18 protein-coding genes are annotated in these 19,467 nt (G+C 73.3%); 15 read left to right on the top strand and 3 right to left on the bottom strand.

The genetic code is table 11. The features are described 5' to 3' along the window. Nucleotides 1-228: 228 nt before the first annotated feature. The 6 genes from ACWGDE_RS11055 (at nucleotide 229) to ACWGDE_RS11030 (ending at nucleotide 5,594) form a co-directional block, all read left to right on the top strand. Complete coding sequence (locus ACWGDE_RS11055; protein WP_453388676.1) at nucleotides 229-1,011, top strand: 2-keto-4-pentenoate hydratase; 783 nt, start codon at nucleotides 229-231, stop codon at nucleotides 1,009-1,011. 1 nt (nucleotide 1,012) lies between these two features. Next, nucleotides 1,013-1,927, top strand: coding sequence for an acetaldehyde dehydrogenase (acetylating) (locus ACWGDE_RS11050; RefSeq protein WP_453388675.1), 915 nt, complete (start codon nucleotides 1,013-1,015; stop codon nucleotides 1,925-1,927). Continuing rightward, nucleotides 1,924-2,976 (top strand): 4-hydroxy-2-oxovalerate aldolase, encoded by a 1,053-nt coding sequence (gene dmpG / locus ACWGDE_RS11045; RefSeq protein WP_453388674.1) that lies wholly within the window; start codon nucleotides 1,924-1,926, stop codon nucleotides 2,974-2,976. Before ACWGDE_RS11050 ends, dmpG begins: the two co-directional genes overlap by 4 nt. Nucleotides 2,977-3,116: 140 nt before the next feature. Next, nucleotides 3,117-4,256, top strand: a complete 1,140-nt coding sequence (locus tag ACWGDE_RS11040) for a Rieske 2Fe-2S domain-containing protein (protein ID WP_453388673.1) — start codon at nucleotides 3,117-3,119, stop codon at nucleotides 4,254-4,256. Then, nucleotides 4,256-4,495, top strand: coding sequence for a ferredoxin (locus tag ACWGDE_RS11035; RefSeq protein WP_453388672.1), 240 nt, complete (start codon nucleotides 4,256-4,258; stop codon nucleotides 4,493-4,495). Before ACWGDE_RS11040 ends, ACWGDE_RS11035 begins: the two co-directional genes overlap by 1 nt. Beyond that, nucleotides 4,488-5,594 (top strand): 2Fe-2S iron-sulfur cluster-binding protein, encoded by a 1,107-nt coding sequence (locus tag ACWGDE_RS11030; protein WP_453388671.1) that lies wholly within the window; start codon nucleotides 4,488-4,490, stop codon nucleotides 5,592-5,594. The genes ACWGDE_RS11035 and ACWGDE_RS11030 overlap by 8 nt, the downstream gene beginning before the upstream one ends. Before the next feature lie 190 nt (nucleotides 5,595-5,784). Here the strand turns inward: ACWGDE_RS11030 and ACWGDE_RS11025 are convergent, their stop codons facing one another. Next, complete coding sequence (locus ACWGDE_RS11025; protein WP_453388670.1) at nucleotides 5,785-6,654, bottom strand: IclR family transcriptional regulator; 870 nt, start codon at nucleotides 6,652-6,654, stop codon at nucleotides 5,785-5,787. A 254-nt stretch (nucleotides 6,655-6,908) separates the two neighbouring features. Here ACWGDE_RS11025 and hsaA point away from each other — a divergent pair, with 254 nt between their 5' ends. From hsaA to ACWGDE_RS11000, 5 genes are all read left to right on the top strand, one after another. Beyond that, a complete protein-coding gene (gene hsaA, locus ACWGDE_RS11020) occupies nucleotides 6,909-8,078 on the top strand; it encodes a 3-hydroxy-9,10-secoandrosta-1,3,5(10)-triene-9,17-dione monooxygenase oxygenase subunit (protein ID WP_453388669.1) in 1,170 nt (389 codons plus the stop codon). After that, a complete protein-coding gene (hsaD, locus tag ACWGDE_RS11015) occupies nucleotides 8,075-8,935 on the top strand; it encodes a 4,5:9,10-diseco-3-hydroxy-5,9,17-trioxoandrosta-1(10),2-diene-4-oate hydrolase (RefSeq protein WP_453388668.1) in 861 nt (286 codons plus the stop codon). The genes hsaA and hsaD overlap by 4 nt, the downstream gene beginning before the upstream one ends. 92 nt (nucleotides 8,936-9,027) lie before the next feature. Continuing rightward, nucleotides 9,028-9,933, top strand: a complete 906-nt coding sequence (locus ACWGDE_RS11010) for a VOC family protein (protein WP_453388667.1) — start codon at nucleotides 9,028-9,030, stop codon at nucleotides 9,931-9,933. After that, nucleotides 9,921-10,463, top strand: a complete 543-nt coding sequence (locus ACWGDE_RS11005) for a flavin reductase family protein (protein WP_453388666.1) — start codon at nucleotides 9,921-9,923, stop codon at nucleotides 10,461-10,463. The genes ACWGDE_RS11010 and ACWGDE_RS11005 overlap by 13 nt, the downstream gene beginning before the upstream one ends. Beyond that, entirely contained in the window at nucleotides 10,460-12,115 is a 1,656-nt protein-coding gene (locus ACWGDE_RS11000) for an FAD-dependent oxidoreductase (RefSeq protein WP_453388665.1), read from the top strand. The genes ACWGDE_RS11005 and ACWGDE_RS11000 overlap by 4 nt, the downstream gene beginning before the upstream one ends. A 22-nt stretch (nucleotides 12,116-12,137) precedes the next feature. Here the strand turns inward: ACWGDE_RS11000 and ACWGDE_RS10995 are convergent, their stop codons facing one another. After that, nucleotides 12,138-12,827: an HAD family acid phosphatase gene (locus ACWGDE_RS10995; protein WP_453388664.1), complete on the bottom strand. Its 690-nt coding sequence runs from the start codon at nucleotides 12,825-12,827 to the stop codon at nucleotides 12,138-12,140. A 148-nt stretch (nucleotides 12,828-12,975) separates the two neighbouring features. Continuing rightward, the gene (locus ACWGDE_RS10990) at nucleotides 12,976-13,872 is read right to left on the bottom strand and encodes a hypothetical protein (RefSeq protein ID WP_453388663.1); all 897 of its coding nucleotides are present in this window, start codon (nucleotides 13,870-13,872) and stop codon (nucleotides 12,976-12,978) included. An 86-nt stretch (nucleotides 13,873-13,958) separates the two neighbouring features. Here ACWGDE_RS10990 and ACWGDE_RS10985 point away from each other — a divergent pair, with 86 nt between their 5' ends. The 4 genes from ACWGDE_RS10985 to ACWGDE_RS10970 all read left to right on the top strand — a co-directional run bounded on the left by ACWGDE_RS10985 (nucleotide 13,959) and on the right by ACWGDE_RS10970 (nucleotide 19,118). Beyond that, nucleotides 13,959-14,777, top strand: coding sequence for a serine protease (locus ACWGDE_RS10985; protein WP_453388662.1), 819 nt, complete (start codon nucleotides 13,959-13,961; stop codon nucleotides 14,775-14,777). 253 nt (nucleotides 14,778-15,030) lie between these two features. After that, the gene (locus ACWGDE_RS10980) at nucleotides 15,031-15,687 is read left to right on the top strand and encodes a response regulator (protein ID WP_453388661.1); all 657 of its coding nucleotides are present in this window, start codon (nucleotides 15,031-15,033) and stop codon (nucleotides 15,685-15,687) included. 439 nt (nucleotides 15,688-16,126) lie between these two features. Beyond that, a complete protein-coding gene (locus ACWGDE_RS10975; RefSeq protein WP_453388660.1) occupies nucleotides 16,127-17,311 on the top strand; it encodes a sensor histidine kinase in 1,185 nt (394 codons plus the stop codon). A 1,495-nt stretch (nucleotides 17,312-18,806) separates the two neighbouring features. Continuing rightward, nucleotides 18,807-19,118, top strand: a complete 312-nt coding sequence (locus ACWGDE_RS10970; protein WP_453388659.1) for a chorismate mutase — start codon at nucleotides 18,807-18,809, stop codon at nucleotides 19,116-19,118. The last annotated feature ends 349 nt before the right edge of the window (nucleotides 19,119-19,467 follow it).

Genomic DNA, 19,467 nt, shown 5'->3' with positions numbered 1-19,467 from the left:
CGGGGTGGGGGACACCACCACCCCCGGCGGCCCCGGCTCCCCCGTCGGCCCCGCCGCATTTCCCCCCTCATCGGGGGCCGTTTAAGCGAGACCCCCCCCGGGGGGCGGGGACCTTAAATGGCCCCGGCCCGCACCCTTTCCCGCTCAGCGGGAACACGGCCTCCCGCCCGCGCCCGGCCCCTGCCTACCGTCTGCCGCACCACACACCACCGCAGCCGGGAGGACCCCATGCTGAACGACCGGCGCCGGCGCGAAGCCGCCGAGGTGCTGCGCGCGGCGCAGCGGGGGCGGGCCCCCGTAAGGCCGCTGACCGAGCTGTACGAGGGCATCGGTACCGAGGACGCGTACGAGATCCAGCTCCTCAACATCCGGCAGCGCCTCGCCGACGGAGACCGGATCACCGGGCACAAGGTCGGGCTGTCGTCGCCCGTCATGCAGGCCATGATGGGCGTCGACGAGCCCGACTACGGGCACCTGCTCCAATCCATGGAGCTGCGCTCCGACACCCCGGTCCGTGCCGCCGCGTACTGCGCGCCGCGCGTCGAGGTCGAGGTGGGCTTCGTACTCGGTGCCGACCTGCCGGGCGAGGGCTGCACCGTCGCGGACGTACTGGCCGCGACCGAGCGGGTCGTCCCCGCCCTGGAGCTCATCGACAGCCGGATCGCCGACTGGCGCATCGCCATCGCCGACACCATCGCCGACAACGCCTCCTCCGCCGGATACGTCATCGGTGAAGGGCGCGACCCCCGCGAGCTCGACCTCAGGGCGATCGAAGCCACCTTGACCAGCGGCCGCGCAACCCTCGCGAGCGGCCGCAGCGACGCCGTGCTCGGCGACCCCGCCGCCTCCGTCGCCTGGCTGGCCCGCACCGTCGCCCGCTTCGGAGTCGAACTGCGCAAGGGCCACCTGATCCTGCCCGGGTCCTGCACCCGCGCCGTGGACGTGGCCGCCGGGCGGACCTACACCGCCGAGTTCACCGGGCTCGGCCCGGTGTCCCTCTCCTTCACCTGAGGTGATCACCATCAACGCGATCAAGACGAAAGCGACCGCCGCCATCGTCGGCTCCGGGAACATCGGAACCGACCTGCTCTACAAACTCCTGCGCTCTCCCCACATCGAGCCCCGCTGGATGATCGGCGTGGACCCCGACAGCGAGGGCCTCGCCCGGGCCCGCCGCGCCGGAATCGAAGCCTCCCACGAGGGTGTGGACCGGCTGCTGGCCCAGGACGAACTGCCCGACCTGGTCTTCGAGGCCACCTCCGCCTACGTGCACCGGGCGAACGCCCCGCGCTACGCCGAACTCGGCATCAAGGCCATCGACCTGACCCCGGCCGCCGTCGGACCCGCCGTCGTACCGCCCGCGAACCTGACCGCCCACCTCGACCGGGCCAACGTCAACATGATCACCTGCGGCGGCCAGGCCACCATCCCCATGGTGTACGCCGTCTCCCGCGTGGTCCCCGTCGCCTACGCCGAGATCGTGGCCTCGGTGGCCTCCGTATCGGCCGGCCCGGGCACCCGAGCCAACATCGACGAGTTCACCCGTACCACCGCCCGGGGCATCGAGGAGATCGGCGGCGCCGCCCGAGGCAAGGCCGTCATCATCCTCAACCCCGCGGACCCGCCGGTGATCATGCGCGACACCGTCTTCTGCGCGATCCCCGCCGACGCCGACCGCGAGGCCATCGCCGCCTCCGTCAAGCAGACCGCCGAGGACGTGGCCACGTACGTACCCGGCTACCGGCTGCGCACCGAGCCGCAGTTCGACGACCCTTCCCCGTTGAACGGCGGCATGGCCCGGGTCGCGATCTTCCTGGAGGTGGAGGGCGCCGGCGACTACCTGCCGCCCTATGCCGGAAACCTCGACATCATGACCGCCGCCGCCACCAAGGTCGGCGAGGAGTTCGCCAAGGGGATGACGAAGTGACCGCCTCGACCGCCTCGACCGCCCTGACCACCTACTCCGGCACCCTCGACATCCGGATCACCGACTCCTCGCTGCGCGACGGCTCCCACGCCAAGCGCCACCGGTTCACGGGCGAGGACGTACGGTCGATCGTGGCCGCGCTCGACGGCGCGGGCGTTCCCGTCATCGAGGTCACGCACGGCGACGGACTGGGCGGGTCCTCGTTCAACTACGGCTTCTCGGCGACCCCCGAACAGGAACTGATCAAGATCGCCGCCGACACCGCGCGGAACGCGAGGATCGCCTTCCTGATGCTCCCGGGTCTCGGCGTGAAGGACGACATCCGGGCCGCCCACGGCAACGGCGGACAGATCTGCCGGATCGCCACCCACTGCACCGAGGCCGACATCTCCGTCCAGCACTTCGGGCTCGCCCGCGAGATGGGCCTGGAGACCGTCGGGTTCCTGATGATGGCCCACTCCACCACCCCCGAGGACCTCGCCCGCCAGGCCCGGATCATGGCCGACGCCGGCTGCCAGTGCGTGTACGTGGTCGACTCCGCAGGCGCCATGGTCATGGACGACGTCACCGACCGGGTGGCCGCGCTGGTCGCGGAGCTCGGCGACGACGCCCAGGTCGGCTTCCACGGCCACGAGAACCTCGGCCTGGGCGTGGGCAATTCGGTCGCCGCCGTCCGCGCGGGCGCGCTCCAGATCGACGGCTCGACCCGCCGCCTCGGCGCCGGCGCCGGAAACACGCCCGTCGAGGCCTTCGCCGCCGTTTGCCTGAAGATGGGCATCCGCACCGGCATCGACGTCCTGAAGATCATCGACGCGGCCGAGGACGTGGTCCGCCCCGTCATGGACGAGGAGTGCCGACTCGACCGCATGGCCCTGCTCATGGGCCACGCCGGCGTCTACTCGAGCTTCCTCAAGCACGCCTACCGCCAGGCCGAGCGCTACGGGGTCTCGGGCGCCGAAATCCTCCTCCGCGCGGGCGAACGCCGCCTGGTGGGCGGCCAGGAGGACCAACTCATCGACATCGCCGTCGAACTGGCCGCCCGGCGCTAGCCAAATCCAGCCCCGCCCGGGGGCACCTCCCAGCGGTAGCTGGGGGAGTTTGAGGCGCGGGGTCCGGGGCGGAGCCCCAGGACACGGCGGTCCGCCCGCCCACCAAACGAACCGCACCACGACGAAGTGGAGGGTCACCCGTGACCGCAATCGAAGAAGAGCCCCGTGTCATCGAGGCGGCTGCCGTGCCGACCCGCTTCGCCCGAGGCTGGCACTGCCTAGGCCTCGCCGAAACCTTCCGGGACGGAACTCCGCACAAGGTCCAAGCCTTCGGCACGAAGCTCGTCGTCTTCCAGGGCCAGGACACCGGCGCGCTGAGCGTCCTCAATGCCTACTGCCCCCACATGGGCGGCAACCTCGCCCACGGCACCGTCAAGGGCGACACCGTCGCCTGCCCGTTCCACGACTGGCGCTGGTCCGGCGACGGCCGCTGCGCCGCCGTCCCCTACGCCCGCCGCGTCCCCCCGCGCGCCAAGACCCGCGCCTGGACCACCCTGGAGCGCAACGGGCAGCTGTACGTCTGGCACGACCCGGAGGGCAACCCGCCCCCGCCCGAGGTCACGATCCCCGTCATCGAGGGCTTCGGCGACGCCGAGTGGAGCGACTGGAGCTGGAACTCCCTGCGCGTCGAGAACTCCAACTGCCGGGAGATCGTCGACAACGTCGTCGACATGGCGCACTTCTACTACGTGCACTACGCCTTCCCGCACTACTTCAAGAACGTCTTCGACGGGCACGTGGCCACCCAGTACATGGAGTCCACCCCGCGCGGCGACGTCGACCTCGGCACCCTGTCCACCGGCGGCGGCCTGCGCTCGGACGCCTCGTACTTCGGCCCCTCCTACATGATCGACAAGCTGTGGAGCGACGTCGGCGGGGGCGTGGAGCTCGAATCCGTCCTCATCAACTGCCATTACCCGATCGACGAGAACAGTTTCATGCTCATGTACGGGGCCATCGTCAAGAAGCTCCCCGGCATGAGCGACGAGCAGGCCGCCGACGCGGCCCGGCTCACCTCCGAGGGCCTCGCCGTCGGCTTCGAGCAGGACGTCGAGATCTGGAAGAACAAGACCCGCATCGACAACCCCCTGCTCACGGAGGAGGACGGCCCCGTCTACCAGCTCCGCCGCTGGTACGAGCAGTTCTACGTGGACGCCGCCGACGTCAAGGACGAGATGGTCCGGCGCTTCGAGTTCGAGATTGACACCACCCGGGCCACCGCCGCCTGGAAGGCCGAAGTCGCCGAGAACCTCGCCCGTCGCGCGGCCGGGGCGCGGTGATGACCCCGGTCGTGTGCGGGGAGTGCGCGGCCCGGGTGCTGTGCGAGAAGTTCAGCCCCGCCCACACCCAGGTCCAGTGGACCGAGGAGGCCGCCGTGCTGCCGGGCGGCTGCCCCCGGATCGCCGCCGAGGTCGTGGCGGGCTCGCTCAGCGCCCGCGTCCGCTCCTGCGGGGCCCTGCGGGAGAGCATCGAGGCGGCCGTCCTGGAGGGCCGCCTGGAGGTGCCGGCCGATGTCTGACACCGATGGGCTCACGTCGGCCGGGCTTACGTCGCCCCGCGCGGCCGGGCCCCGGAGCGCGGCCCCGGCATCCGCCCCGGGCGGAGCCACCGGCAGGCTGCTGGTCCGCGTCACGGAGCGGATCCAGGAGACCCCCGACGCGGTCTCCCTCGTACTCGACGCGCGGCTCCCGTACCGCCCCGGGCAGTTCCTCACCCTCCGCGTCCCGGGAGGAGCGGCCCGCTGCTACTCCCTGGCCGGCTCCCCGTACACCGGTGACCCGCTGCGGATCACCGTCAAGCGGGTCCCCGGCGGCGCGGGCTCCGGGTGGCTCTGCCAGGACGTGGCCGTCGGCGACGAGCTGGAGATCCTGCCGCCCGCCGGCACCTTCACCCCGTCCGACCTGGACCGGGACCTGCTGCTGGTGGCGGGCGGCAGCGGGATCACCCCGGTGCTCTCCCTCGCGAAGTCCGCGCTGGCGGCCGGCCGGGGGCACGTCGCCCTGGTGTACGCCAACCGCGACCCCGGCGCCGTGATCTTCCGCGACGAGCTCTGGGGGCTCGCCGAGGAACACCCCGGGCGGCTCACCGTCATCCACTGGCTGGAAACCCTCCAGGGACTGCCGACCGCCCCGCAACTGGGCCCGCTCGTGGCCCCGTACGCGAACCGCGAGGCCTACCTGTGCGGTCCCGTCCCGCTGATGGACGCCGCCGAGACGGCCCTGCGCGCGGCCGGCGCCCCCGGCGGCCGCGTTCACCGCGAGCGGTACTTCTCCCTGAGCGGGGACGTCTTCACGCAGACGGCCCCCGCCCCCGCCCCGGCCGCGGCCTCGGCGGAGGGGGCCGCCACCGCCGAGGTGGAGTTCGACGGGGCCGTGCACACCGTGGCCTGGCCGGCCGGGACCCCGCTGCTGGACGCCCTGCTCGCCGCGGGCGTCCCCGCTCCGTACTCCTGCCGCGAGGGAGCCTGCAGCGCCTGCTGCTGCCGGGTGCTGGAGGGCGAGGTCGAGATGGTCCGCAACGAGGTCCTGGACCGCGAGGACCTGGCCGACGGCTACGTCCTGGCCTGCCAGGCCCTGGCCCTGGGCGACCGGGTCCGGATCACCTACGACGGGGGCTGAGCCCGGGAGCGGCCGGCGGGGTCGTGCGGTCGCCGGACGGAGTCCGGCGCAGCGCCGCGAAGCCTGCGAGGCGCCCCGGGCGCCGAGCAGTGCGAGCGGCGCGTTGAGAAGGCGAACGCGAATCGGGCCCGGCCCCCTGGCGAGGGGTCGGGCCCGAGGCTTCACTCGTGCGTTGGAGTACCACTACCCACTACATCCACTCGCTGAACCGCAGCCACCCCATCATGTTGTCCATCGCCTGCGAGGAGACGGCCGGTTCCGGGTTCCGCGCGGGCGAAGCGGCGGTCCGCCCCGGCCGGCCCGGCCCGTACAGCTCGCGCCACACCGCCCGCGCGCAGGCCAGTACCGCCGGTGCCAGCCGGGCCGGCTCCCGGTCGCCCCGGCCCGAGGACACCGAGACGGCGGCCACGGCCCGCCCGGCGCCCCGCAGCGGCGCGGCCACGCAGGAGATGCCCCGGAAGCTCTCCTCCCGGTCGTAGGCGACCCCGCGTTCGCGGACCGCCGCCAGCTCCGAGCGCAGGGCGAGCGGCCGGGTCAGGGTGCGGGCGGTGCGCGGACGCAGCCCCTGCGCGATGACGTGCTCCACGGCGGCCGGATCGGCGAACGCCAGGATCGCCTTGCCGGTGGCCGTGCAGTAGGCGGGCATCCGGCCGCCGACCCGCGAGGGCACCGTGGTGGCCTCCGCACCGCCGATCCGTTCCAGGAACACGACCTCGGCCCCGTCGAGCACCGACAGGTGCACCACCCGGCCGGTCTGCTCGTGCAGCTCGTGCAGCAGCGGCAGGGCGGCCCGGCGCAGCCGGTTGTGGTGGGAGGCGAGCGCGCCCAGTTCCAGCATGCGCATGCCCATGCGGTAGTCCCGGCCCTCGCGGTCCAGCCAGCGCAGCTGCACCAGCTGGTCGAGGATCCGGTGGGCGGAGGAGCGTGGGATTCCGGAGCGGCGCACGACCTCGGTGAGCGACAGCCGCGGCTGCGGACCCTCGAAGGCGCCGAGCACCTTCGCGGCCTTCTCCAGCAGCGACAGCGGTGCGAGCTCGGTCTCCATGACCTGGTCAAGCACGAGAAACCCCCTGCGTGAGGCGTTGGGGCGACCCTGCCACGCGCCCCTGGCCGGAGGGAAGCACCGGGAGAGGTGTATTTCATTCAGTAATACTTCAAGTAGTCGTACCCGTGGCTCCGGGGAGCTTTCGGGGAGCTCCGGCGGGGCTTCCCACTCAGCGGGAACGGCCCGTTCCACGCCCGGATCGCCCGGCGTACGTTCCTCGCCATCGATCCCGAACACCAGAAGATCCTTTGATCTGAGAAGGGGACACCATGAGCGACGAAGACGTCCTCGAAGCGGTCCGCGCCCTCGCCCCCGCCCTCCGCGAGCGCAGCGCCGAGGCCGAAGCGCAGCGCAAGGTCCCCGAGGCGAGCATCAAGGAACTCGCCGCCACCGGCTTCTTCCGCCTCCTGCAGCCCAAGGCGCACGGCGGCCGCGCGGCCCACCCGGCCCTCTTCTACGCCGCCGTCAAGGAGATAGCCAAGGCCTGCGGCTCCACCGGCTGGGTCGCCTCCGTCGTCGGCGTCCACCCCTGGCACGTGGCCCTCTACGACCCCCGCGCCCAGGAAGAGGTCTGGGGCGCCGACCAGGACACCCGGATCTGCTCCTCCTACGCCCCCACCGGCAAGGTCACCCCCGTCGACGGAGGCTTCACCGTCAGCGGCCGCTGGCACTTCTCCTCCGGCTGCGACCACGCCGACTGGGCCCTGCTCGGCGGACTCGTCACCGACGCCGAGGGCCGCCCCGTCGACATGCGGACCTTCCTCGTCCCGCGCGCCCAGTACCGCGTCGACGAGGTCTGGGACACCGTCGGCCTGCGCGGCTCCGGCTCCAACGACATCGTCGTCGAGGACGTGTTCGTCCCCGAGCACCGGGCCCTGAGCTTCGGGCCCGTCACCGCCCTCGACGTCCCCGGCCACCGCGTCAACCCCGAACCGCTCTACCGGCTCCCGTACGCCTCCGTCTTCACCACCACCATCTCCACCCCCATCGTCGGCATCGCCGAAGGCGCCTACGAGGGCTACGTCACCGCGACCCGCGAACGCTTCCGCATCTCCTACGGCCAGCAGGTCGCCGAAGACCCCTTCGCCCAGGTCCGCATCGCCCGCGCCGCCAGCGACATCGACGCCTCCTGGCTCCAGCTCCAGCGCAACGTCGGCGAGCTCTACTCACTGGCCGAACACGGCGAGGAACTCCCGATGGCGCTGCGCACCCGGGCCCGCCGCGACCAGGTCCTCGCCACCGAACGCTGCGTGGCCGCCGTCGACCTGCTGATGGAGAACGCGGGGGGCGGCGCCATGCGCACCGGAGCCAACCCCGTCCAGCGCGCCTGGCGCGACGTCCACACCGGCCGCGGCCACGCCGCCAACGACCCGGAGCGGGCGCTGGTCCTCTTCGGCCAGGGCGCCCTCGGCCTCGACATCCAGGACACGATGCTGTGAGCGCCCCCGTCCTCTCGTACGAGAACACGTCCCGCACCGCCAAGGCCGGCCGGCTGACCCTGCACTACCACGAGGCCGGCCCCGCCGACGGACCCGTCGTGATCATGCTGCACGGCGGCGGCCCCGGCGCCTCCGGCTGGTCCAACTTCGGCGGCAACCTGCCCCACTTCGCACAGGACTTCCGCACCCTGCTCGTGGACCAGCCCTGTTACGGCCGCTCCGACAAGCCCGAACCCGACCGCGACTACTTCGGCTTCAGCGCCGAGGCCGTCATCGCCCTCATGGACCAACTCGGCATCCAGAAGGCACACTTCATCGGGAACTCCCTCGGCGGCGGGACCGCCACCCGGCTCGTCCTGGACCACCCCGACCGGGTGGACAAACTCCTCCTGATGGGCCCCGGCGGCATCTCGCTCAACCTGTTCTCCGCCGACCCCACCGAAGGCATCAAGCGGCTCTTCGAGTTCAGCCTCGCCCCCGACCCCACCCGCGAACAGATGCGGACCTTCCTCACCACCCTCGCCCACGACCCGGCGATCGTCACCGACGCCCTCGTCGAGGAGCGCTACGCCCAGGCCATCGACCCCGAAGCCAGGCTCGGCAACGCCCGTATGGGCGCCTCCTTCGCCAAGTGGCCCGAGGCCGCGATGCTCTGGCGCGAAGCCCACCGCATCAGCCGCCCCGTGCTGCTGACCTGGGGCCGCGAGGACCGCGTCAACCCCGTCGACGGGGCCTTCCTCGCGCTGAAGACCATCCCCGACGCCCGGCTGCACGTCTTCCCGCACTGCGGGCACTGGGCGCAGACCGAAGCCGCCGACGAGTTCAACCGCCTCGCCACCGACTTCTTCCTCCACTGAATCCTGCGCCGATTCCTCCACCGATTCCTCCGCCGATTCCTCCAGTGCTTCCTCCACCGATTCCTTCAGTGACCGTCCCCACGGAGACCCCCATGGACATCCGCGCACTCGGCTACCTCCGCATCGAGACCGCCGACCTCGCCGCCTGGCGCACCTACGTCCTCGACATCCTCGGCATGGCCGAAGCCGAAGGCACCACGGACACCTGCCTCAACATCCGCATCGACGACCGCACCCACCGCTTCCAGTTCGTCGCCGGAACCCAGGACCGGCTGCTCGCCGCCGGCTTCGAAGTCGCCAACGCCCGCGCCCTGGAAGAAGCCGCGGCCGAACTCGAGAACGCCGGACACCCCGTCAAGCGGGCCGACGACGCCACCCTCGCCGACCGCCGCGTCCAGGGCCTCGTCCACTGCGAGGACCCCAGCGGCAACCCCCTGGAGATCTACTGGGGCCAGGCCCAGGACCACACCCCGCTCGCCTCCCCGTACGGCAACCGCTTCGTCACCGGCGGACGCGAGGGCAATCTCGGCCTCGGCCACGTGGTCCTGCCCGCCGCCGACACCGAGGCCACCCTCGACTTCTACGAGAACCTCCTCGGCTTCCAGCTGCGCGACTCGATGCGGCTGCCCCCGGTCGCCGTCCCCACCGGAAAGCCCGGCCGGGACTTCTACTGGATGCACTTCCTCAGCCCCAACCGCCGCCACCACAGCCTCGGCCTCTACCCCGGCGCGCTGCCGCCCGGCATCGTCCACTTCATGGTCGAGCTGGAGACCCTCGACGACGTCGGCTACTGCCTCGACCGCATGAACAAGGCGGGCATCCCCATCGCCTCCACCCTCGGCCGGCACTCCAACGACCACATGGTCTCCTTCTACGCCCAGGCCCCCGGCGGCTTCCAGGTCGAGTACGGCTGGGACGGGCTGCTCGTCGACCCCGCCACCTGGACCGCGAAGGAGATCACCGCGGACAGCTTCTGGGGCCACCAGTGGAACGGCTGACCGCCGTCCCGCAAGCGCCCGAGGACCCCGCCGGGCAGGGCGGACGGGACCCCGTGGACCCCGCCGCCTTCCGCGAGGTCCTCGGCGCCTTCGCCTCCGGCATCACCGTCGTCGCGGCCGTCACCGAGGACGGCCGCCCGGCGGGGCTGGCCTGCCAGTCCTTCGCCTCCCTCTCCCTCGACCCGCCGCTCGTCCTGCTCTGCGTCGGGAAGGGCTCCTCCAGCTGGCCCAAGGTGCGGGCCGCCGGGGTGTTCGGCATCAGCATCCTCGCCGAGGAACAGCGCGAGGTCTGCGAAGCCCTCGGCCGGCGGGGCGAGGAGAAGTTCCGCCACGTCGACTGGGAACTCTCCGCCCACGGAGCCGTCCGCGTCACCGGAGCCCTCGCCACCGTCGACTGCGCCCTCGAAGAGGTCCACGAAGCCGGCGACCACTACCTCGTCACCGCCCGGGTCCTCGAACTGACGGCCCGCGACGGCGGATCACCCCTGCTGTACTACCGCAGCGACTACGCCACGGGAGCCTTCGGATGACCAGTGAGTACGCCTACGACGTGGTGGTCGTCGGCTCCGGCGCCGCCGGATTCGCCGCCGCCGTCACCGCCAGGCTGCGGGGCCTGAGCGTCCTCGTCGTCGAGAAGACCGACAAGTACGGCGGCTCCACCGCCCTGTCCGGCGGCGCGGTCTGGATCCCCGGCAACTTCCACCTCGACCGCGCCGGCCTCGCCGACACCCGCGAGAAGGCCCGCGCCTACCTCGACGCCACCGTCGGCGACCGGGTCCCGGGCGCGCGCAAGGACGCGTACCTCGACCACGGGCCGCGCATGCTCCAGGAGTTCCACGACCGCACCGAGATCCGCTTCATGTACACCCCCGGCTACGCGGACTACTTCCCCGAGGCCCAGGGCGGCATGGCGCAGGGCCGCTCCGTGGAACCGCGCATCGTCGACTCCAAGCTCCTCGGCGGGCTCGCCGGCTCCATGCGCCGCGCCGGACTGCCCACGTACGGGCTCACCATGACCTCGTACGACTTCCGCTTCCTCAACATGGTCGGCCGGACCTGGGCGGGCAAGAGGCGGTCCGTCCGGGTCGGCCTGCGCGCCCTCGGGGCCCTGGCCACCGGACGCAGGCTCCTCTCCCTCGGCGAGGCCCTCGTCGCCCGCATGCGGCTCTCCCTGGACCGGCTGGGCGGGGACCTGTGGCTGTCGGCGCCGCTGACCGGTCTGACCACCGACCCGGCCGGGCGGGTGACGGGCGTACGGGTCCTGCGCGACGGGCGGGAGGTCACCGTGGCCGCGCGCGGCGGAGTGGTCCTGGCCTCGGGCGGCTTCTCCCACGACCAGGAGCTGCGGGAGAAGCACCTGCCCGCGCCCACCTCCACGGCGTGGACCCACGCCTCGGAGGGCCAGAACGGCGACGCCCTGCGCCTCGGAGAGGAACTGGGCGCCGCCACCGACCTGCTGGACAAGGTGTGGGGCGCGCCCTCGGTGTGCCCGCCGGGGGAGAAGCCCTTCTTCCTCGTCGCCGACCGGGGCATCCCCGGCATGGTCATCGTCAACGAGGCGGGGGAGCGGTACGCCAACGAGGCCCTGCCCTACCACGCGTTCGTCGACCGGATGTACGCCGCCGACCGGCCCGGGGCCACGACCGTGCCCTCCTGGCTGGTCCTCGACGCCCGCTCCAAGTCCCGGTACCTCTTCACCGGCCTCTTCCCCGGTCAGCCCTTCCCGAAGAACTGGCTGGAGAGCGGATTCCTGAAGAAGGCCGACACCGTGGAGGAACTGGCCCGGGCGATGTCCGCCCCCGGCCTCCCGGCCACGATCAGCCGCTTCAACGCCTTCGCGGAAGCCGGCGTCGACAAGGACTTCGGGCGCGGGCAGAGCGTCTACGACCGCTACTACGGCGACCCGACGCTGCCCAACCCGAACCTGGCGCCGATCGACAAGGGCCCCTTCTACGCGGTCCCCGTGCACCCCGGGGACATCGGCACCAAGGGCGGCCTGGTCACCGACCCCGACGGCCGGGTGCTGTGCGAGGACTCCTCGCCCATCGCCGGGCTCTACGCCGCGGGCAACTGCTCGGCGGCGGTGATGGGGGAGACCTACCCCGGGCCGGGCGCGACGATCGGCCCCGCGATGGCCTTCGGCTGGGCCGCGGTCAACGCGATCGCCGCGTCGCTGGACTGACCGCGGCCCCCGGTCACCCTGCCTAGGAGAGCTTGCCGTCGTAGTCCGGCAGCTTGACGGTGCGCTCGGCGTGGCCGCCGACCAGGTCGCTCTGGTTGTTGCCGATGTTGGCGATGATCGTGTAGCCGCGCGCCTCGATCTCGGCCCGCTTGGCCGTCTTGTACGCGCTGACCTCACCGAACAGCGCGGGCAGATCGCGGACGTAGAGGCCCGAGACCGGATAGCCGACCGCCTTGAGGTTCCGCTCGGTGAGGGAGTACACGATCCCGGGGCGGGCGGTGACGAAGAAGATGGCGACCCCGCGGTCGTTCGCGTACCGGGTCAGGTCCCGGACCTTGGCGATCGCGGGGGTCGGGGAGGTCCAGAACCAGTGGAAGTCCGTCTCCAGCGAGGAGTTGTCGATGTCGAGGACGATCGCCGGCTTCTCGCCGGCCGGGGAGGCGGCGATGCGCTGCTCGATCCCGGGGCGGGCCGCGTCGACGACGGCGGCGACGTCGCGCTGCCACGTCGCGTAGTCGATGCCGAGGAACAGCGCGTTGCCGCCGGGGGCGGACGCGGTGACGGCCGAGGCGAACGGGGCGGCGGGGGCGGCCACAGCGGCCACAGCGGCCGTCCGGGCGGGGGCCGCCTGGGCGGCGGTGGCCGGAACCAGGGCGAGTACGGCGGTGGCTGCTGCGGCCACTGCGGCGGCAGTGGAACGGGTGCTGCGCATGGGGGGACGCTCCTCGGTCACGCGTTGGCATGTACGTGATCAGATTGAGCAGTGGCCGGACCTCGTGTCTACTGGCCGGTAAGTAACTTTTCGTGGCGGGCCGGTGAACCTTCGTCACGCACGGCTCGCCCGCGTGCCCGTACGCCCGCTACGTGTCGCAGTCCAGCACCGTGTGGCACAGCCCGCAGCGGGCCCGCAGCGGCCCCCGCCCGGCCGGCAGTCGCAGCCGCTGCTCGCACACCGGGCAGGGGAAGCTCACCCGCAGCCCGTCGGCGTGCTCCTCGAAGCGGTACGCCGCCCCGCGCCCCGGCGGGGCCCCGGCCGCCCTGCGGTCCCGGACGTAGCGCCGGCGCTCCGGCCGGGACGCGGCCGCCAAGGGGGCCCGGCGCAGGTCCTGTTCGGCCAGGGCGCGGCCGCGCACGTAAGCCTCGTACGCCTGCGGGCTGGTGAACCACGCGGAGAGGTCCTCGCCGAGGAGCCGCCCGCGCTTGGCGAGGACGTAGCCGAACTCCTCCGGGGTGAGGTAGCCGAGCTTCTGGTGGGTGAGCTCGTCCTCCCGGTAGGCGTCGAGCAGCAGCCAGCCCGCGCCGAGGTAGGCGGCGGCGGTGTCGGTGAGGATCTCGTTGCCGGCGGTGGTGTCGAAACGCAGGTCCAGGCGGTGCAGCAGGACGTGCGTGACCTCGTGGGCGAGGGCGGCCGCCAGGTCGCGGCGGTGCGTGCGGAAGCGGTCGTTGACCTCGACGAAGTACTCCGGCCCGGCGGTCAGTTCCACGCTCGCCGCGTCGCGCATCGGGCGGAAGCTCACCACGACGCGCGCATCGGGCAGCCGCATCGCGCGGACCACGGCGGAGGCCACCCGGTGCGCGCCGAGGTGGAGGTCGTCGGCGTCGCCGAAGGCCGCGTCGGCGGGGGCGAAGGGCGTGTCGTAGGCGCGGATCCCGTCGGCGGAGAGCCGTCTGAACAGGGCGGTCACGGCCGCGCGGACCGTCTCCAGATGAGGAAATCCGTGCTGGATCGGGCTGCTGTGCCGACCGTTCTGCGTCATGAGGCCCCTCCCGACGGAAGTTGTCCGAAAACGCGTTCTTGATGGCGCCCGTACGTGCGGTGTGTCATGTCCCCGTCATTCACCCGATGACGCGCACGGCCCAACCCCCCACGAAAGGCAGTGTGTCGACTGTGTCCACCCTTGCCAGGACCCTCAAGCGCACCCTCGCCGCCGGCGCGGTGGCCCTCGCGGCCGTCAGCCTCCAGCCGAGCTCCGCCACCGCCTCCACCGCCCCCGTCGTCGGCGGAACCCGCGCCGCCCAGGGCGAGTTCCCCTTCATGGTCCGCCTCTCCATGGGCTGCGGCGGCGCCCTCTACACCCAGCAGATCGTCCTCACCGCCGCCCACTGCGTGGACGGCTCCGGCAACAACACCTCGATCACCGCCACCGCCGGAGTCGTCGACCTCAAGAGCTCCAGCGCCATCAAGGTCAAGTCCACGAAGGTGCTCCAGGCCCCCGGCTACAACGGCTCGGGCAAGGACTGGGCCCTCATCAAGCTCGCCAAGCCCATCAACCTGCCCACCCTCAAGATCGCCGACACCAAGGCCTACGACAACGGCACCTTCACCGTCGCCGGCTGGGGCGCCACCCGCGAGGGCGGAGCCCAGCAGCGCTACCTGATGAAGGCCACCGTCCCCTTCGTCTCCGACGCCTCCTGCCAGGCCTCCTACGGCAGCTCGCTCATCCCCGCCGAAGAAATCTGCGCCGGCTTCGACGCGGGCGGCGTCGACACCTGCCAGGGCGACTCCGGCGGCCCCATGTTCCGCCGCGACAACGCGAACGCCTGGATCCAGGTCGGCATAGTCAGCTGGGGCGAGGGCTGCGCCCGGCCCGACTACCCCGGCGTGTACACGGAGGTCTCCACCTTCGCCGCGGCGATCAAGAGCGCGGCCGCGAGCCTCTGACGGCACGTCCCTCACCACCGCATCCTCGTCCTTCCGGCCCGGCGCGTATGGGCCGGAAGGGTGAGGCGCGATGCCCCACATGTACGTACGGTCGACGGGAGTACCGCGAGGCCGGAACAGCGCCGTCCCCGCCCCGCGGCACCCTCCCGACGGTCCGTCCCGCGGTTGCGGGCCCGGGCCCGCGCAGGTCCCATGGGAAGAACCCTCCGGGTGGGACGGCACAGGCAGTGGGCGACAGTGGGGCAGGCAGCGCATGGCGATCAGAGTGGTCATCGCGGACGACCAGGAGATGGTCAGGACCGGATTCCGGATGATCCTCGAGAGCCAGCCGGACATCGAGGTCGTCGCCGACGTCGTCGACGGCGAAGCCGCCCTCGCAGCGGTCGCCGCACACCGGCCCGACGTCCTGCTCCTCGACATCCGCATGCCCAAACTCGACGGGCTCGAAGTCACCCGCAGGCTCTCCGGCAGCGACAGCCCCCGCATCGTCATCGTCACCACCTTCGACCTCGACGAGTACGTCCACGCCGCACTCCACGGCGGAGCGTCCGGCTTCCTCCTGAAGGACGCGAGCCCGGCCATGCTGGTTGAAGCCGTCCGGGCCGCGGCCGTCGGCGACTCCCTGGTCTCGCCCGCCATCACCGTCCGCCTCCTGCGCGAGATGGCCCCCCGCATCCCCGCCGCCCAGGCGGCCCGCCGCCCGGCGGAGCCGCTCACCGACCGGGAACGCGAAGTCGTACGCTGCCTCGCGCGCGGCCTGACCAACGCCGAGATCGCCGGCGAGCTCTTCGTCTCCCTCTCCACGGTCAAGACCCACCTGGCCAACGTCCAGTCCAAACTGGACGCCCGCAACCGCGTAGAAATCGCCGCCTGGGCCTGGGAAAGCGGCCTGGCCACCACCCCGCCGTGACGACCCCCCACCCCCCGCGCCGCGGCTGCCGCCGAGGCGCCGCCAGGCCAATCCAGCCCCGCCGGCGTTTGAGGCGCGGGGTCCGGGGCTGCGCCCCGGGAAGCGGACGCGCAGCGCTTCCGACGACCTCGGCCCCTACGGGTGCTGGCGGCGCCGGGAGCAATCAACCGTGCCTCGTTGCGGCCTGCACTGAACAGGCCCGCCGCTCGGGCGAGCCTCGGCAAATCCAGCCCCGCCGGCGTTTGAGGCGCGGGGTCCGGGGCGGCGCCCTGGGAGGCCGACGCGCAGCGCTCCGCACAACCTCGGCCCCCACGGGCACAGGCTGCGCCCCGGGAAGCCGACGCGCAGCGTTCGCGACGACCTCGGCCCCGACGGGCGGGGGCGGCACCCCGGTGCACGGGCACCCCGGCCGGAGCCCACACACCCCCGGCGGAGCCACGTGAGCCCCCTGGGGCCATGGGCCCGCCGCAACCCCTACGCCGCGCAGTGGATCCGCATCATCCTCTCCCTCACCCTCCTCGCCCTCGTCACCTTCGAGGGCGTCGTCCTCGCCCGCCAGCCCAGCGTCCCCCACGCCGCCGTCTGGGTGTCCGGCATCCTCGTCTGCCTCAGCGCAGCGCCCTGGCCCGGCATCCCGCTCCTCGTGCGCGCCTGGTTCGCCGCCGTCGTCACCTGGACCGTCACGCTCCTGCTGATCTTCGGCAACCACCCCATCGTCGTCTGGGGCGGGGGCGAGGCCATCGCCCTCCTCGTCTTCCTCAGCCAGGTCCTGCTGCGCGCCCCCGCCCGCACCGCCGCCGTCCTCGGCCCCCTGCTCGGCCTCGGCTGCATGGCGGTACCCGTCCGGGACACCGACCCGGGCCGCTTCACCCTGCTCTTCTCGGTCCTGACCGTCGTGGTCGGCGCCTACTCGCTCCTGCTGCGCCTGCAGTCCGTCCAGCGCCTGCGCGAACTGGACGCCGTACGCAGCGCCGAACGCCTGGAGCTGGCGCGCGAACTCCACGACCTGGTCGCCCACCACGTGACCGGGATCGTCGTCGAGGCGCGGGCCGCCCGGTTCACCAAGGTCTCCGCGGAACGCGCCGGCGAGATCTTCGGCCGCATCGAGACCGCCGGGGACGAGGCCCTCGGCTCCATGCGCCGCCTGGTCAAGATCCTCCGCGAGGGCGCGGGGGACGGCGGCGGCTCCGGCACGGGGAAAGGTACGGCCGGCGGCCCGGAAACCGCCCCCGTCGCCGGACTCCGCGAGATCCGCGACCTAGCGGAACGATTCGCCGTCACCGGCCCGCCCGTCGTCCTCTACATCGAGGAGGGCCTGGAGACCCGGCTCCCCGCCGACGTCGCCGCCACCGCCCACCGCATCGTCCTCGAGGCCCTCACCAACATCGGCAAGCACGCCGCGACCGCCACCGCCGTCCGGATCGGACTGCGCACGGTCCCGGCAGGCCTCGAAGTCCGCATCGCCGACGACGGCGGCCGCTCCGCCCGCCTCTCGGAGAACGCCCGAGGCGGCGGCTACGGCCTCGTGGGCATGGCCGAACGCGCCGAAGCCCTGGGCGGCTCCCTCACCGCAGGCCCGGCCCCCGAGGGCGGCTGGCTGGTAACGGCGACCCTCCCGCTCTGACGCCGCCGAGCCGAGCCGAGCCGAGCCGGGTGGGGCCGGGCCGGCGCCGGCCCCGCCGCGGAATCCGCGGCCGGGTCGGGCCTGGGGCCGAGAGCCCGCTGGGCCAAGCCGGGTTCCGCCTTGGCGGCAGCCCGCGGGCCGGCCGGGCCGGGGATCGGGCCGCGCGCCGGGCCAGACCGGTTTCCGCCGAGCAGGCCGGTCCGGTCCTGGGGCCGCGCGGGGTCGGCCATCCCGTGCCGCGCACGGAGCGGACGGGGGCCGGACCACCCACAAGGCCTGGCCGGCGTCAGCCCTGGCGTGCGGCTCGCGGGCCGGGCGGGGCCGGGCGGGGTTGGGCCCGGGGGTCGCGCAGCCGACAGGGCCAGGCCGACGTCCGCCCTGGCGGGCAGCCCGCGAGCCGGGTTGGCCCGGGCTGCCACAGGGCCGAACCGGCTTCCGTACCGCCGAACCGCCCGCAGGCCGGCGGGCGGGCATGCAGAGTCAGGCCGGGCCCCGCCTGCGCGTGCGACTCGCGGATCGGGCCTGGCGTCAGGCCTGTTGCCGGGTGGCCCGCAGGGTCGGACCGGGGTCGGCGATGGCGTTCCGCCAGCGGGCGGGGGCCGGGGCAGGGCCTGTTGTCGGGTCGCCCGCAGTGCATGGCCGAGGGCCGCCTTGAGGCGCGGCTCGCGGGCCGTGCCTGGGGTCGGCCGGGGCAGGGGCGGTGCGGCCCGGAGGGGCAGTCCGCCCTGGCGTGCTCCCCGCAGGCCGGGTCGGGGCCGGGCCGCTTTCAGGGCAGGCTGGGGTCCGTCCTGGCATGCGGCTCGGGGGTGGGTCGGGGCCGGGCCGCGTGCAGGGCCAGGCCGCCGTCCGCCCTGGTCCGCTGCCCGCGGGCCGAGCGGGGGACGGGCCTGTGGTCGGGTTTGCGGCAGGGGCGGACCGGGGTCGGTCCTGGCGTGCGGTTCGCGGGCCGGTCCGGCTTCCGGCTGCCTGCCGGGCCAGGCCCACTGCCGTGCTGCCTACGGGGCGGGCCGGGCCTGTGGTTGGGCTGCCCGCAGGGTCAGGCCGGCGTCCATCCTGGCGTGTTGCGCGCAGGTCGGACTGGCCCTCGGGTCGGGTCGGGCCTGGGTGCGGGCGGCCCGCGGTGCTGGGCCGGGGCTTGTCCCGGCGTGCGCCTCGCGGCCGGGCGGAATCGGGCCGCCCGCAGCGCCAAGCCGGCTTCCGTCAGGCCACACCACCCGCAGCCCGGACCGGGCGGCCCGCAGGGTCAGGCCGGCGTCCGGCGTCCGCTTCGGCGCGCGGATCGGGCCCGGTGGCGGGCCTGTTGTCGGGTCTCCCGCAGGGTCAGGCCGGGGTCGGCCCAGGCGTGCCGTTCGGGGGTCGGGCCGGGACCATACGGGGCGGATGAGTACGGATCGGGCCGGGGCTCGACGGGTTCCGGCCGTCCTCGTGGCCGGGGGCGTCTCACTGGCCGACTGGCCGAGGAACCACACGCGCACGCCACGTATTCTCGGGAACCATGAACACCAGCGACATCGACGAGAACGTCACCGCCGAGCTGGCCCGTCTGAGGGACAGCATCGACAACATCGACGCGGCCGTGGTGCACATGCTCGCCGAGCGCTTCAAGTGCACCCAGCAGGTCGGCCACCTCAAGGCCCGCCACCAGCTGCCCCCGGCAGACCCGGGTCGCGAGGCCAGCCAGATCGCCCGGCTGCGCGAGCTCGCCGAGAACGCCAAGCTCGACCCCGCCTTCGCCGAGAAGCTCCTGAACTTCATCATCGCCGAGGTCATCCGCCACCACGAGACGATCGCCGCCGGCGAGGACTGAGCGGCCCCGGGGGTGCGGGGCACGCCTCCGCGCCGCCCGGCACGGCGCACCCGCGCGTCTCCCGAGTACGTCCGCTACGTACGTGGGCGACGCGTCAGCACACCACAGCACCGCACGCACCGCCCGGCACCGCATGCCCTGCCGGGCAGAGACCCGCACCGCCCGGCGGGGACCCGCATCGCCGGGCTGGCCCCCGTACCGCCTGGGCAGAGTCCCGTACCCGCCCGTCCGGGATCCGTACCGCCGGGGCGGGGACCCGTACGGCCTGGGCTGGAACCCGCACTGCCCGGGCAGGACCCGTCCAGGCTGGACCCCGTACCGCCCGGTGGGGACCCGCATCGCCGGGCAG

It is taken from the genome of Streptomyces sp. NPDC054956, assembly GCF_053609185.1.
This window is presented reverse-complemented; position numbering and strand designations above follow the sequence as displayed.

Bases quoted from the DNA above. Each gene is read 5' to 3' on its own strand.
- hsaA (WP_453388669.1), top strand. From the start codon at position 6,909: ATGAGCGACGAAGACGTCCTCGAAGCGGTCCGCGCCCTCGCCCCCGCC.
- ACWGDE_RS11035 (WP_453388672.1), top strand. From the start codon at position 4,256: ATGACCCCGGTCGTGTGCGGGGAGTGCGCGGCCCGGGTGCTGTGCGAG.
- ACWGDE_RS10980 (WP_453388661.1), top strand. From the start codon at position 15,031: ATGGCGATCAGAGTGGTCATCGCGGACGACCAGGAGATGGTCAGGACC.
- ACWGDE_RS11010 (WP_453388667.1), top strand. From the start codon at position 9,028: ATGGACATCCGCGCACTCGGCTACCTCCGCATCGAGACCGCCGACCTC.
- ACWGDE_RS10995 (WP_453388664.1), bottom strand. From the start codon at position 12,827: ATGCGCAGCACCCGTTCCACTGCCGCCGCAGTGGCCGCAGCAGCCACC.
- ACWGDE_RS10970 (WP_453388659.1), top strand. From the start codon at position 18,807: ATGAACACCAGCGACATCGACGAGAACGTCACCGCCGAGCTGGCCCGT.
- ACWGDE_RS11030 (WP_453388671.1), top strand. From the start codon at position 4,488: ATGTCTGACACCGATGGGCTCACGTCGGCCGGGCTTACGTCGCCCCGC.
- ACWGDE_RS11055 (WP_453388676.1), top strand. From the start codon at position 229: ATGCTGAACGACCGGCGCCGGCGCGAAGCCGCCGAGGTGCTGCGCGCG.
- ACWGDE_RS10990 (WP_453388663.1), bottom strand. From the start codon at position 13,872: ATGACGCAGAACGGTCGGCACAGCAGCCCGATCCAGCACGGATTTCCT.
- ACWGDE_RS11000 (WP_453388665.1), top strand. From the start codon at position 10,460: ATGACCAGTGAGTACGCCTACGACGTGGTGGTCGTCGGCTCCGGCGCC.
- ACWGDE_RS10985 (WP_453388662.1), top strand. From the start codon at position 13,959: ATGACGCGCACGGCCCAACCCCCCACGAAAGGCAGTGTGTCGACTGTG.